This is a genomic window from Actinospongiicola halichondriae (assembly GCF_049103745.1).
In the GTDB taxonomy this organism is placed as follows: Bacteria; Actinomycetota; Acidimicrobiia; order Acidimicrobiales; family Salinilacustritrichaceae; genus Salinilacustrithrix; species Salinilacustrithrix halichondriae.
The window spans coordinates 1,259,121-1,271,950 of the sequence record NZ_CP171622.1; the positions used below are offsets into that span (position 1 = coordinate 1,259,121).

A 12,830-nucleotide genomic window follows, 5' to 3' on the forward strand; every position below is an offset into this window, starting at 1 on the left:
ACCCGCATGCAAGACCTCCACCTCGTCGGATTCACCACTGATCGCCGCCACCTGATCTTCAGCGCCCGAAAGGGAGCGAAGTCCGGGGGCTTTCTGGTGCCCGTGGACGAAGACCTCCTCGCAGCCGTCGAGAGCCTCGCCAACGACCCGGCGCGGGTCGAGGACGACGCGGTCGAGGAAGCCGTCGTGGCGCCGCCACCGCCGCGGGTCGACGCCAAGCTCAGCGTGCGTGAGGTCCAGGCGCGGCTGCGGTCTGGTGAGTCGGCGGCCGAGGTCGCGGCCGATGCCGGTGTGGCCGAGGACTGGGTCGAGCGCTTCGCTCCGCCGGTTCGAGCCGAGCAGCAACAGATCGTCGAGCGGGCGCTGGGACTGCGGATGGAGCGGCCTCGCGCCGGTCTGTCGGCGGAGACGCTGCGTCGAGCGGTCGCGTCGGCCATGGCCGAGCGTGGCGTCACGTTCACTGGTGACGGGTTCGCCGAGGCCTGGCGCTCCCGGTTGATCGGCCGCGACCGCTGGGTGATCGAGTTCACGTTCACCCAGCGTGGACGCAAGCGCACCGTGGGCTGGACCTACGACGTCGGCGACGGACGGATCACGACCGGTGATCGCACCGCATCGCAGATCGGCTACGTCGCTCCGTCCGAGCCCGACCCGTCGCCCAAGAAGACCACCAAGAAGGCCGGGGCGACGAAGACGGCGACGCCGTCGCCGAAGGCCAAGTCCACGCCCGGCGACGGGGGAGAAGCCGTCACTGAACCCGGCGAGCGTTCGACGCGTGGCGACGGACGGCCTGATTCGGTCAAGTCGACGGCGGCGGTGAAGACCGCAGTGGCCACCACGAAGAAGGCGCTCGAGTCGCGTCCGGCGAAGCGCAAGAAGCCTGCGGCGAAGAAGAAGCCTGCGGCGAAGAAGAAGCCTGCGGCGAAGAAGAAGCCTGCGGCGAAGAAGAAGCCTGCGGCGAAGAAGAAGCCTGCGGCGAAGAAGAAGCCTGCGGCGAAGAAGAAGCCTGCGGCGAAGAAGAAGCCTGCGGCGAAGAAGAAGCCTGCGGCGAAGAAGAAGCCTGCGGCGAAGAAGACCGTCGAGAAGCCGTCGGTCGTCGTGGAGGCGGAGGCGCCATCCCTCGTCGACGCGACGCCCGAGACGGCAGCCGTTCCCGAGGATCGCCCGGCCGAGCCGACCCCGGTCGGTCCCGAGACCGAGGAGACCGCCACCCCAACGGCAGTCGTCGAAGCTGATCCCGTGGCCGACGACCCGGTCGTCGATGAGTCGATGGACGCTCCCGACACCGCCGAAGCGGAGCCGGCACCAGAGCCCGAGTCGGCACCAGACCCCGAGCCAGAACCAGAGCCGGATCCCGAGCCCGCACCAGAGCCAGAACCCGAGCCTGAACCGGCGCCAGAGCCGGAGGCGGAGACGGCACCACCCGCGGCGACCCTCGGATCGACCGCACCGGCCGACAACCGGGTCCGCGTGCACCGTCCCGAGCCGACGAGCACACCGTCGCGGCGTCCGACCGCTCGTCCGGAGTCGTCCGATCGTGACCGCGCGCCGGCACCAGCACGGGTCCGTCGTCCGACCGCCGAGTTCCGCAGCGGCGCCGTCGTCCAAGCCGGAGCGTCGGAACAGGCGCGCCGCGCCGAGCGCCCGCCGGTGACCGAGCCGCCGGTGGAGGAGGTCGACACGCGATCCGTGCCCGCCGAGCGGCCGGCAGCGCGCGCGGAACCCAACGGGCGACGGCCTCGTCGGACCCGCCAGCTGCGCGCTCGGTGAGCACGCTCACCGGCACCGAGCTGCGGGACGAGATCGAACGGACGCTGCGATCCCACGGGATCGACGCGGTCGGCGTCACCACCGTCGATCCTTTCGACGAGGTCCGACGGTCGCTCGAGGATCGGCGAGCGCGTGGCTTCCACGCCGGCATGTCGTTCACGTTCTCGAACCCGCGCCGATCGACGGAGCCCTCCCGTCTGCTGCGCAATGCCGCGTCGATGGTGGTCGGGGCCCTCTCCTACGTCGAGGAGCGCCCGGCTCGCCCGTCGTCCACCAGCGCCCGGATCGCCCGCTATGCCTGGCGCGACCACTACGCCGATCTCCGGGCCGCGCTCGACGCCGGTGCCGGAGTACTGCGCACCGCTGGACACCGGGCGATGGTCATCGCCGACCAGAACGGTCTGGTCGACCGTGCGGCTGCGCATCGCGCCGGGATCGGCTGGTGGGGCCGCAACGCCAACCTGTTGATCCCCGGGGCCGGCAGCTGGTTCGTGCTCGGCTCGATCGTGACGGACGCCGCCCTCCCGCCGGCCTCCGAACCGGTGGCCGACGGCTGCCGGACCTGTCGTCGGTGCATCCCTGCGTGCCCCACCGAGGCCATCGTGGACGACGGCACCATCGACGCTCGACGTTGTCTGGCGTGGCTGGTGCAGGACACCGGGATGTTCCCGCGTGCGCACCGGGTCGCGCTCGGTGACCGACTCTACGGGTGCGACGACTGTCAGGACGTCTGCCCTCCGGGGCGGTCGACCGTGGGCTCGGCCGTCTCGCTCGGACCGACCGGGGGCCCGCCGGATGCCTGGGTCGACGTCCTCGACCTGCTCGACGCACCGGACGAGACATTGCTCGACCGTCACGGTCGGTGGTACATCCCCAGGCGTGAGCCCCGGTATCTCCGACGCAACGCACTCGTGGTCCTCGGCAACGTCGGCGACCCGCGCAACCAGCGCGTCGTCGACATGCTGCGGCGTTTCATGAGCCACGACGACCGTCTGCTGCGCGCCCACGCCGTGTGGGCCTGTGCTCGTCTCGGCCTCGTCGACCTGGTGGCGTCTGCGGCCGACGACCCGGACGCCGCGGTGCGGGCCGAGGTCGCCATGGCGCCGACCGTTCCACCGTCGCCCTCGAGCCTGGTCCCGGCGGGATCCACACGATGACCCATCTGCTCGTGACCAACGACTTCCCACCGAAGATCGGTGGCATTCAGACGCTGCTGTGGGAACTGTGGCGACGCCTGGATCCGAGCACGTTCGCGGTGCTCACGACGCCGCACGAGGGGTCGTCGCAGTGGGACGCCGAGCAGGCGTTCCGCGTCGAGCGCACCCGCGAACCGGTGCTCCTGCCGCATCCGGGCCTCGTCCGTCAGATCGACCGTCTCGCGGCGGAGATCGGGGCCGAGACCGTGGTCCTCGACCCCGCGCTCCCCCTGGGCCTCGTGGGCCCGCACCTCGAACGCCCGTACTCGGTGTTGCTCCACGGAGCAGAGGTGACGGTGCCCGGCCGACTCCCGGGATCGAACGTCGCCATCCGACGCGTGCTCCGGGGCGCTGCGCGGGTGATCGCCTTCGGTGGTTACCCAGCAGCCGAGGCGGAACGAGCCGCCGGGCGTCCGCTGCCGATGACGGTGGTCCCGTGCGGGATCGACTCCGCGCGTTTCCGACCGCTCGATGCCGACGAGCGTGCGTCGGTGCGCGCTCGTCATGGCCTCGACGACGGACCGCTGGTGCTCAGCCTCAGCCGCCTGGTTCCGCGCAAGGGCATGGACGTCCTGATCGACGCCAGCGCCCGACTGGCCGACCGGATCCCCGGCCTCCAGGTCGCGATCGGCGGCTCGGGTCGAGACCGGCGTCGTCTCGAGACCCGCGCCGCTCGGACCGGTGCTCCCGTCACCTTCCTGGGACGGGTGCCCGAGGACGATCTCGCCTCGGTGTACGGCGCAGCCGACGTCTACGCGATGCTGTGTCGCAACCGTTGGGCCGGACTCGAGCAGGAAGGTTTCGGAATCGTGTTCCTCGAGGCAGCGGCCGCCGGTGTGCCCCAGATCGCCGGCAACAGCGGAGGCGCGGCAGAAGCCGTCGTCGACGGTGTCACCGGCCTGGTCGTCGGCGACCCTCATGACGTCGTCGCCGTCGAGGACGCGCTCGAACGCCTCCTGACAGATCCTGCGCTGCGGTCCGACATGGCTGCGAAGGGTCGCGAGCGAGCGATCGACGAGTTCGACTACGACCGCCTCGCCCCGCGGCTGGCGGCGGCGATCGAGGGCACGTGACCGACGAGACCGACGAGATCGCCGACGATCCCACCGGCACCACGACCGACTCCGCCCACGAGGGCCCGGGGGTCGTGAACGCCGCGTTCGCCGGCACCGGTGCGTTGATCGCCGCCGCCGGCGCGGGCGTGGCGTCGCCCGACTCCCTGGGAGCGCTCACCGCGGTCGTCGCCGGGGCGCTGTTCGCCGTCGGCGTGGTCGCCTTCCTGTGGGGCTACGCCAACGGTGTCGTCCGCTCCCGCGAGGAGAAGATCACGTTGGGTGGTCTGTTCTTCCTCTCCCACACCGCCCCGGCGGTCGTCCGCTTCCGACTCCGGGCTGCCCTCGGCATCCAGGTCGTCGTGGCGGTCATCGCCGCATCGGTCCGTCCGTACACGGCGGTGGCGTTCGCCGTCCTGGCCCCGATGTACGGCCTGGGTCTCCTCGCCTTGTGGGGTGCCCGCTTCGGCACGTTCTTCCCGCGGGACGACGGGCGTGACGGGTGACGCCGCCGTTCTGGCTGGTCCTCATCGGCATCGAATTCCCGGCGATGATCGCGATGTTGGACTGTCTGCAACGTCCCGCAGATCACTTCGAGGGTGGTGCCGAGGACCGCACGTCCTGGATCCGCTGGCTCGTCGTGGCGATCCTCCTCGTCCCGGTCCTGCTGGGATACGGCATCCTGCTCGGGTACTACTTCGTGGTGATCAAGCGAAACATGCCCGGCAGCCCCCGATGACTGCCAGAATCCCGAAGGTGATGAGGAGAATCCACGTCCATGGCTGACCAGACGACCCAGCACCTGCACATCGAGGCCCCGCTGTCCTCCATCTGGGAGGTGCTCACCGACTTCGAGCACTACACCGACTGGGCGTGGGACCTGAAGGAGGTCCGCGTCGTCGAGCGTGACGACGAGGGTCGAGCGACCGCAGTGCACTACCGGGCTGCGGGCATGGGTCGATCGACGAGCTACACGCTCCGTTACCGCTGGGACGATGCGCCGAACCGCCTTCCGTGGGAGCTCGTCGAAGGCGACATCATGCGGGTCCTCGACGGCGCGTACGAGTTCGCCGAGCGCGACGGCGGTACCGACGTGACCTACCACCTCAGGGTCGAGCTCGTGGTGCCGTTGCCGGGGTTCGTCAAGCGACGGGCCGAGGCCCGGATCGTCAGCACGGCGCTGCGCGACCTGCGCGACCACCTCACGGGCTAGTCGTGCGCATCCTGCTGTTCACCGGGAAGGGCGGGGTCGGCAAGACGACAACCGCCGCCGCCACCGCGCTGCGGTGTGCCGACGCCGGACATCGCACCATCGTGTTGTCGACCGACCCGGCGCACTCGCTCAGCGATGCCTTCGACGTCGATCTCGGCGACCTGGCGGTGGAGATCTCCCCGGGGTTGTGGGGACAACAGCTCGACGCTCAGGACCGGATGGAGGACTCGTGGGAGCAGATCCGCACGTACCTCCAGGAGGTCTTCCGGTGGGGCGGCATCGACGAGATCGAGGCCGAGGAGCTCTCGGTGGTCCCCGGGCTCGACGAGATCTTCGCCCTCACCGACATCAAGCGCTACGCAGCCAGCGGTGAGTGGGACGTCATCGTCGTCGACTGCGCCCCGACCGCAGAGACGATCCGTCTCCTGTCGCTGCCCGCAGTCCTGGCGTGGTGGATGGAGCGCTTGTTCCCGATGGGGCGGCGGGTCAACAAGGTGGTCAGCCCGCTGCTCGGGCAGGTCACCGGGCTCCCCGTGCCCGACGACGACGTGTTCGGCGCCGTGGAGCGCTTCTACGACCGTCTCGACGGCGTCAAGGAGATCCTGACCGACCGCGAGGTGACCTCGGCTCGCCTGGTGGTCAATCCCGAGCGCATGGTGGTCGCCGAGGCCCGGCGTACCTACACCTACCTCTCGCTGTTCGGCTATGCCGTCGACGCCGTCATCGCCAACCGCCTGCTCCCGGACGAGATCGAGGATCCGTGGTTCGAGTCGTGGAAGCAGCGCCACCTCGAGCACCTCGAGACGATCGAGGAGGGGTTCGCTCCACTGCCGATCCTCCGGGCATCGCTCGCCCCACATGAACTGGTCGGCATCGATCGCCTCCGGGAGTTCGGCACCGTGTTGTACGGCGATGCCGACCCCGCCGAACGCATGGCCGACGTCGAGCCGCTCCGGCTGGAGCGAGTGGCGGACGGGGACCTCCTCGTGATCGATCTGCCCTTCACCGACAAGGACGAGCTCGCCCTCGGACGCCGCCGCGACGAGCTCCTGGTACGGGTCGGTCCGTACCGCCGCTCGGTGTTGTTGCCGGATTCGCTGCGTGGCCGCAAGGTGATCGATGCCGCGCTCCGCGACGGTGCGCTGCAGGTCCTGTTCGGACATTGACCACTCTGTCCGCATTCTTTGGCACGATGTCGTTCTGGTGAACGAGGACCCGGACGACGCTCACGAACGAACCGGCGCCACCGCCGCCGAGGGACTGGGCGGCGCGGCCGTCGAGCAGTTCCAACGAGCGGCCCTCGATGCGGTCCGTGCGGCACGAGCGCTGTTGGACGCGGCCGAGTCGGTGATCCAGGAACCGGCAGCGATCGAGGCGATGGTGAGGACGGTGACCTCGGTCGCGAAGACCGCGTCCGACGCGGTCGCCGGGTTCGCATCCTCGCCCGTACGCAACGCCGGCGACGACTCGGACGACGGCCCCGGCGACGGCTTCGAACACATCTCGGTCGGCTGATGCGCGTCCTCCGCCTCGTCGACCCGGACCGCTATGCGGTGGAGTTCCATCCCTACATCACCGTCGTGGCCGAAGCGACCGCCGAGCATCGGGAAGCGATCGTCACCGCGTTCGAGCAGGCGGCGGCCGGTCGATCGACCGTGCTGCGTGGACTGATCGAGGTGCACGGTGTGGTCCTCGACCTCGACGATCGGGCGCTGGGTCTCCTGGACCTCGACGTGGACGACATCGAGATCTGCGTCACCGCCGAGGATCTCCCCGGCAGCAGTTCGGCAGACGTCGGGCGGCAGGTCCGTGAGGCCGAAGCTCGACTCGAGGCACTCGAGCAACCACATCGCGATCGACGCATGGCACTCGAAGCCGCCGAGACCGAGTTGGCGATGGCCCTCGCCGCAGAGGAGGCAGCCGCCGCAGGACCCGCGGCGACCGATGCCGCTGTCGAGGACGACGAACGCGAGGCGTTGGTCGCACGCCGAGCCGAGTTGCAACTCGAACGAGATCGGCTCTTCGCGGCCCTCGATCCCGGTGCGAGCATCGCGATGGACGAAGCGCTCGCGGCACTCGAAGCGGCCACCGCGCAGCACGAGGGCGACGGCGGGGTCGCCGAGGGTCCGGTCGATTCGGAGTCGGACTCGGACTCCCTCACCGACGAGGAGCGTCTCGGCGACCTGCGAGCCGCCCTGTCGCTGCACCGGCTCTACGATCCGGCTCCCGTACGCGAGGCGCTCGACGACGTCCGGGCTGGGCGATCGGCCGGAGAGATGTCGCCGTCGACCGAGGCGCTCAGCCTCGTGGACCGCCTCGATGCGCTCGACCGCGAGATCGCAGCGCTCGACGCCGATGTCGAACTCGCGCCCGGGCCGGCAGAGGTCGAGGCGGCGGAGGATCGGGTCGAGCAGGCACGTCTCCGCCTGTTGGAGTGCGAACGCAGCCTCGATGCACAGGGCGGGGGAGAGGACGACATCCGTCTCCTCGAGGAAGCGCACGCCGCCGTGGAACGAGCACGTGAGTCGCTCGAGGGGCGTTTCGGGAAGGGCAGGGCGCAGGCCCGTCTCGACGAGGCGCTGAGCGCCGAGTCCGAGATCCTCGGCCGGCTCGGTCTCGGGTCCTACACCGAGTTCCTGACGCTCGGCGGGTCCGCCGCTCCCGGTCAGCGGCCGACTCGCGAGGTCGACGCCGCTCGCGCCGATGTCGCGGCGGCCGAAGCCGACCTGGCTCGACTCACCAGCGGGGTCCAGGCGTCGCTCACGCAGGCCGAACTGGTCGAGGACCGGCGTCGAGCGCGGGACCAGGCGCGAGAACTGCTCGGTGAGCCCGACCTGCCCGACGAGGCGATCGCCGTTGGGCTGCTCCGGCTGCGGGTCCCGGCCGACGAGTCCGGGGCGACCGACACCCTGGTCGACGTGCTCGACTCGGTCGGTCTGTCGGTGCGTGGTCTCGAGATCCCACCCGCCGAGGTCGAGGCGATGGCGGCTGACTGGCTCGCCGAGTACCAGCACACCGAGACCCGGCTCACCCTCGCGATCGAGGCGCTGGAGGACGGCGTGTCACCGCCGCCGGTCACGGTGCCCGAGGCGACCGAGGATGCCTTCCACCTCGATGATCCCGTCACCGACGCCCGCGCGGCCGTGGAGTCCGCCAAGGCACGGATGATCGCCCATGAGGCGGCGTCGGCGGCGTTGACCGAGATCGAGGCGTCGCTCGACGCGCTCGAAGCCACGCTGGCGGAGGGTCCCGCTGCTGGCGACGCGGCCGAGCCCGCCGACGCAGCAGCGGAGACTGCGGCGGCCGTGGCGAGCGCCCGCGCTGCGATCGCAGAGCTCTCCGAGGCGATCGAGCAGGCGAGCCCGGAGTACGACCGAGCCGTCGAGGAGTTGGCCGTCGTTCGTCAGACCATGGCCGAGGTCGCTCCCGAGCCGCCACCGGTGAGCGAGATCGAGTGGTACCTGCTCGCTCGCCTCGCCGCCCAGCGACAGCAGTCGTTCGTGGGCTCGTTGCCGCTCGTCATCACGGGCGCGCTCGACCAGGTCGACGACGACGAAGGTCTCGAGCACCTGCTGGATCGGCTCGAGCGGATGGCCGGGGCGGTGCAGATCGTCCACATCACCGACGACCCCAGGATCATCGGGTGGGCTGATGCCCTCGACGACGACCGTGCAGCGGTCGTGCGCCCGATGTCGGCCATCGTGGGCGATTCCTGACCTGCGCTCGCGGGATCGCTCGCGCTCCGGACGCAGCCTTGTCGTGCCCGGGACCTACGATGCGAGGCGACCACACCAACAGGCCTCAAGGGGGAGCGCACTCGTGCCCGTGATCACCGAAGACGCCATCCGTTCGCTGGCGGAGATCCGGAGCGACAACGTCATCACGTCGTGTTATCTCGACGTCGACGGCGGTCGCTACGTACGTGAGGCGGACTACGAGCGAGTCTTCGAGGGGTTGGTACGAAAGACGCGCCACGACGAGTCGGTACGACCCGCCGCCGCCGACCTCGACCGCATCGAGGCGTTGGTCCGGGGCGGGTTCGATCGGTCGCGGGTCCGTGGTGTCGCGGTGTTCTCCTGCGTGGCCGACGACCTGTGGGAGGTCGTCGAGCTCCCGGTCTCCGTTCGACCGCAACTGGTCGCCAACGCAGCGCCGGCCGTCGGCCAGCTCGAGGGCGTCGTCCAGCAGAGCATCACGATCGGTGTCCTCGTGGCCGACAAGGTCCGGGCCCGCGTCTTCGTGTTCGATCTCGACGAACTCGTCGAACACGAGGAGGTGATCGACGAGCTCGGTCGGGACTACGACACCATCGGTGAGCACGACCGGGGCGGCGTCGACCATCACCGCGAGGAGATGGAGCACCAGCACCTCCGCAACGCGGCGAAGCTCCTCTGGTCGGCGTACCAGACGCGTGGGTTCGACCACGTGGCGATCGCCGTCCCGGAACAGCTCGCGGGCGAGCTCCACGAGGACCTCCACCCGTACCTCCAGGAACGACTCCGTGGGTCGTTGCGCGTCGAGCCGTCGGCATCGCTGGCGGTGATCCGCGAGGCGGTCGTCGAGTTGGAGGACCAGATCGAACGCGATCGCGCCCATGCTGCCGTCGAGGAGCTCCGCTCGTCGTTGGGGGCGGGCGACAGGGCGGTGGCCGGCCTCGACGACGTCCTGGATTCGCTGGCCGACCAGCGGGTCCGTCGCCTCCTCGTCTCCGACGGCTACGCCGTCGAGGGCTGGCAGTGCCCGGCCTGCGGGCGCCTGGCGACCGTTGGGCGGACCTGTCGATGCGGGGGCGCGATGGAACACGTGCACGACGTGGTCGAGTACGCCGTCGACCATGCGCTGACGCACTCGTGCACCGTCGAGGTGTGCCGCGGCGACGCCGACCTCGACGTGCTCGGTCGCATCGGTGCACTCCTCCGATACTGAGCCACGCGGTCCCGGTGCCCGCATCGGGATCGACGTCGGTGGCACCAAGCTGCTCGGTGTCGTCATCGATCCGGCGCGCCCCGCGACGCCGCTGCGTGAGGTGCGCTCGCCGACTCCCGAAGGGACCGAGGCCCTCGTCTCCGCCGTCGCATCCCTGGTCGACGACCTCGACCCCGGCGGATCGGCTGCGCTCGGCATCGGACTCCCTGGACTGGTCGACCGCAGCGATCGCTTCCGCTACGGGCCCAACCTCCCCGGCGTGGTCGACGTGGATCTGGGTGGACTGCTCCGCGCCCGACTCGGCCGGGACGTGGTGGCGGACAACGACGCCACCTGCGCTGCCGTGGCGGAGTTCGCGTTCGGCGCGGGGGTGGGCCACAGCGACGGCGTCCTCCTCACCATCGGGACCGGGATCGGCGCGGGAATCGTCGTCGACGGCGAGATCCGGCGCGGCCGCAACGGCTTCGCCGGCGAGCCCGGTCACATGGTCGTCGACCCTGCCGGCCCCCGTTGTCCCTGCGGTCGCCGCGGCTGCTGGGAGCGGTTCGCTTCGGGCTCGGGCCTCGGACGGCTCGGGCGTGAGGCCGCCGTGGCGGAGCGCCTCGGTGCTGCGGTCGCCCTCGCAGGCGACGCCGAGTCCGTCCGTGGCGAACACGTCGTGGCCGCGGCGCGGGCCGGTGACCGCGAAGCCGGACTCGTACTGGACGAGTTCGCGTGGTGGCTCGCTCTGGGCATCGCCAACCTGGTCGACGTGCTCGACCCGTCGATCGTGGTCCTCGGCGGCGGGGTCATGGACGCCGCCGACGTGTTGATCGACCGCGTCGATGCCGCGCTTCCCGCGGAGGTGATGGGATCGGGACATCGACCGATCGTGCCGGTCGTCGCCGCGAAGGCGGGGGAGCGTGCCGGCGCCGTCGGCGCCGCGCTCATCGCAGCCCGTTCAGTGTGATTCGTGGCGGTTGAGTGCGGCGCGGATCTCGGTCCACGCCGCCTCGGACCCCTCGTAGCCCCTGGTCGACGAGAACTTGTGGGGCTCGAGGTCCTTGTAGATCGAGAAGAAGTGCTCGATCTCGGCGCGGAGGTAACTGGGAACGTCCTCGATCTCGGGCACCCGTTCCCACCGCGGATCGCCGGCCGGAACGCAGATGATCTTGGCGTCGGGTCCGGCGTCGTCGGTCATCCAGAACACCCCGACGGGGCGTGCGGTGATCCAGCATCCGGGGAACGTGGGCTCCTCCATGATCACGAGTGCGTCGAGCGGATCGCCGTCCTCGCCGAGGGTGTCGGGGATGAAGCCGTAGTCGGCCGGGTACACGGTGGCCGAGAACAGGCGGCGGTCGAGGCGGAACACGTCACGGTCGTGGTCGTACTCGTACTTGTTGCGGCTACCACGGGGGATCTCGACGACGACTTCGACAGTGTTCATGGCCACACAATTGCATTCCTGGGATGGTGGGGGGTGAACGATACGGTGGCGGTATGGAGTTCCGCCGCATCACCGGCTTGCCGCCGTACGTGTTCACGATCATCGACGGACTGAAGCAGGAAGCGCGGCGAGCAGGCGAGGACGTCATCGACCTCGGCTTCGGCAACCCCGACCTTCCGTCACCCGACATCGCCGTCGAGAAGTTGGCCGAGGCCGCACGGCTCGGCAAGAACCACCGGTACTCGCAGTCGAAGGGCATCCCGAAGCTCCGCCAGGCCGCCGCCGACCTGTATCTGCGCCGTTTCGGTGTCGTGCTCGACCCCGACACCGAGATCGTGTCGACCATCGGCGCGAAGGAGGGGTACTCGCATCTGTGCTGGGTGCTGCTCGGTCCCGGCGACTCCGCTCTGGTCCCCTCACCCAGCTACCCGATCCATCTGTGGGGGCCACTGTTCGCCGGCGCCAGCATCCGCGAGATCCCGATGTACGGCGACGGCAACCTGCTCGAGCGGATCCAGCACCAGTTCATGTACTCGTGGCCCCGTCCACGGGTGATCGTGGTGTCGTTCCCGCACAACCCGACCACCACCTGCGTCGACCTCGACTTCTTCCAGGGCCTCGTCGACTTCGCCCGGGAACAGGAGGTCGTGATCGTCCACGACAACGCCTATGCCGAGTTGGGCTTCGACGGGTTCCAGCCGCCGTCGATCCTCCAGGCCGAAGGCGCCAAGGAGTGCGCGGTCGAGCTCTACTCGATGACCAAGGCGTTCTCGATGGCCGGTTGGCGGGTCGCGTTCATGGCCGGCAACCCCGAGGTCGTGGGCGCCCTCGCCAAGTTGAAGAGCTACCTGGACTACGGCACCTTCCAGCCGATCCAGATCGCGGCGACGGTGACGCTGAACGAGGCCACCGAGTACCCCAAGGAGGTCAACGCGATCTACCAGTCGCGTCGTGACGCCTTGTGCGACGGCCTCGACCGCATCGGCTGGGAGATGGCTCGGCCCAAGGGGACGATGTTCGCCTGGGCGCCCATCCCCGAGCCCTACAAGCACCTCGGATCGGTCGAGTTCGCCAAGATGCTGGTCACCGAGGCCCACGTGGCGTGCTCGCCCGGCGTCGGCTTCGGTCCCGGCGGCGAGGGATTCGTCCGCTTCGCGCTCATCGAGAACGAGCAGCGGATCCACCAGGCGATGCGTGGACTCAAGCGGGCGATGCCCGAACTCCAGGGCACCGACCAGGGCGACTGA

The 12,830-nt window shown here is 70.0% G+C and carries 13 protein-coding genes; 12 read left to right on the forward strand and 1 reads right to left on the reverse strand.

Annotation, left to right across the window (positions count from 1 at the left end; translation table 11 throughout):
* Positions 1–6: 6 nt before the first annotated feature.
* The 11 genes from sepH (at position 7) to AB8619_RS06300 (ending at position 11,106) form a co-directional block, all read left to right on the forward strand.
* Positions 7–1,770, forward strand: a complete 1,764-nt coding sequence (gene sepH, locus AB8619_RS06250) for a septation protein SepH (RefSeq protein WP_436795600.1) — start codon at positions 7–9, stop codon at positions 1,768–1,770.
* Positions 1,767–2,927, forward strand: coding sequence for a tRNA epoxyqueuosine(34) reductase QueG (queG, locus tag AB8619_RS06255; RefSeq protein ID WP_436795601.1), 1,161 nt, complete (start codon positions 1,767–1,769; stop codon positions 2,925–2,927). The genes sepH and queG overlap by 4 nt, the downstream gene beginning before the upstream one ends.
* Complete coding sequence (locus AB8619_RS06260; protein ID WP_436795602.1) at positions 2,924–4,039, forward strand: glycosyltransferase family 4 protein; 1,116 nt, start codon at positions 2,924–2,926, stop codon at positions 4,037–4,039. The genes queG and AB8619_RS06260 overlap by 4 nt, the downstream gene beginning before the upstream one ends.
* Complete coding sequence (locus AB8619_RS06265) at positions 4,036–4,524, forward strand: hypothetical protein (protein ID WP_436795603.1); 489 nt, start codon at positions 4,036–4,038, stop codon at positions 4,522–4,524. The genes AB8619_RS06260 and AB8619_RS06265 overlap by 4 nt, the downstream gene beginning before the upstream one ends.
* Positions 4,521–4,757 (forward strand): hypothetical protein, encoded by a 237-nt coding sequence (locus AB8619_RS06270; protein ID WP_436795604.1) that lies wholly within the window; start codon positions 4,521–4,523, stop codon positions 4,755–4,757. Before AB8619_RS06265 ends, AB8619_RS06270 begins: the two co-directional genes overlap by 4 nt.
* A 39-nt stretch (positions 4,758–4,796) precedes the next feature.
* Complete coding sequence (locus AB8619_RS06275; protein WP_436795605.1) at positions 4,797–5,231, forward strand: SRPBCC family protein; 435 nt, start codon at positions 4,797–4,799, stop codon at positions 5,229–5,231.
* Positions 5,232–5,233: 2 nt separating this feature from the next.
* Positions 5,234–6,397 carry an ArsA family ATPase gene (locus AB8619_RS06280; protein WP_436795606.1) on the forward strand — a complete coding sequence of 388 codons (1,164 nt, stop codon included), beginning with the start codon at positions 5,234–5,236 and terminating at the stop codon, positions 6,395–6,397.
* A 37-nt stretch (positions 6,398–6,434) separates the two neighbouring features.
* Entirely contained in the window at positions 6,435–6,746 is a 312-nt protein-coding gene (locus tag AB8619_RS06285) for a hypothetical protein (protein ID WP_436795607.1), read from the forward strand.
* The gene (locus AB8619_RS06290) at positions 6,746–8,947 is read left to right on the forward strand and encodes a hypothetical protein (RefSeq protein ID WP_436795608.1); all 2,202 of its coding nucleotides are present in this window, start codon (positions 6,746–6,748) and stop codon (positions 8,945–8,947) included. Before AB8619_RS06285 ends, AB8619_RS06290 begins: the two co-directional genes overlap by 1 nt.
* A gap of 103 nt (positions 8,948–9,050) precedes the next feature.
* Positions 9,051–10,157, forward strand: a complete 1,107-nt coding sequence (locus AB8619_RS06295) for a hypothetical protein (RefSeq protein WP_436795609.1) — start codon at positions 9,051–9,053, stop codon at positions 10,155–10,157.
* Entirely contained in the window at positions 10,138–11,106 is a 969-nt protein-coding gene (locus tag AB8619_RS06300) for an ROK family protein (protein ID WP_436795610.1), read from the forward strand. Before AB8619_RS06295 ends, AB8619_RS06300 begins: the two co-directional genes overlap by 20 nt.
* Here AB8619_RS06300 and AB8619_RS06305 read toward each other — a convergent pair.
* Positions 11,098–11,583, reverse strand: coding sequence for an inorganic diphosphatase (locus tag AB8619_RS06305; RefSeq protein ID WP_436795611.1), 486 nt, complete (start codon positions 11,581–11,583; stop codon positions 11,098–11,100). The genes AB8619_RS06300 and AB8619_RS06305 overlap by 9 nt on opposite strands.
* Positions 11,584–11,636: 53 nt before the next feature.
* Between AB8619_RS06305 and AB8619_RS06310 the strand changes: the two genes are divergently transcribed.
* Positions 11,637–12,830, forward strand: coding sequence for an aminotransferase class I/II-fold pyridoxal phosphate-dependent enzyme (locus AB8619_RS06310; protein ID WP_436795612.1), 1,194 nt, complete (start codon positions 11,637–11,639; stop codon positions 12,828–12,830).

What these genes read in the sequence shown, in the direction of transcription:
- sepH (WP_436795600.1), top strand. Translation starts at nt 7, where the DNA reads ATGCAAGACCTCCACCTCGTCGGATTCACCACTGATCGCCGCCACCTG.
- AB8619_RS06260 (WP_436795602.1), top strand. Translation starts at nt 2,924, where the DNA reads ATGACCCATCTGCTCGTGACCAACGACTTCCCACCGAAGATCGGTGGC.
- AB8619_RS06275 (WP_436795605.1), top strand. Translation starts at nt 4,797, where the DNA reads ATGGCTGACCAGACGACCCAGCACCTGCACATCGAGGCCCCGCTGTCC.
- AB8619_RS06290 (WP_436795608.1), top strand. Translation starts at nt 6,746, where the DNA reads ATGCGCGTCCTCCGCCTCGTCGACCCGGACCGCTATGCGGTGGAGTTC.
- AB8619_RS06305 (WP_436795611.1), bottom strand. Translation starts at nt 11,583, where the DNA reads ATGAACACTGTCGAAGTCGTCGTCGAGATCCCCCGTGGTAGCCGCAAC.
- AB8619_RS06310 (WP_436795612.1), top strand. Translation starts at nt 11,637, where the DNA reads ATGGAGTTCCGCCGCATCACCGGCTTGCCGCCGTACGTGTTCACGATC.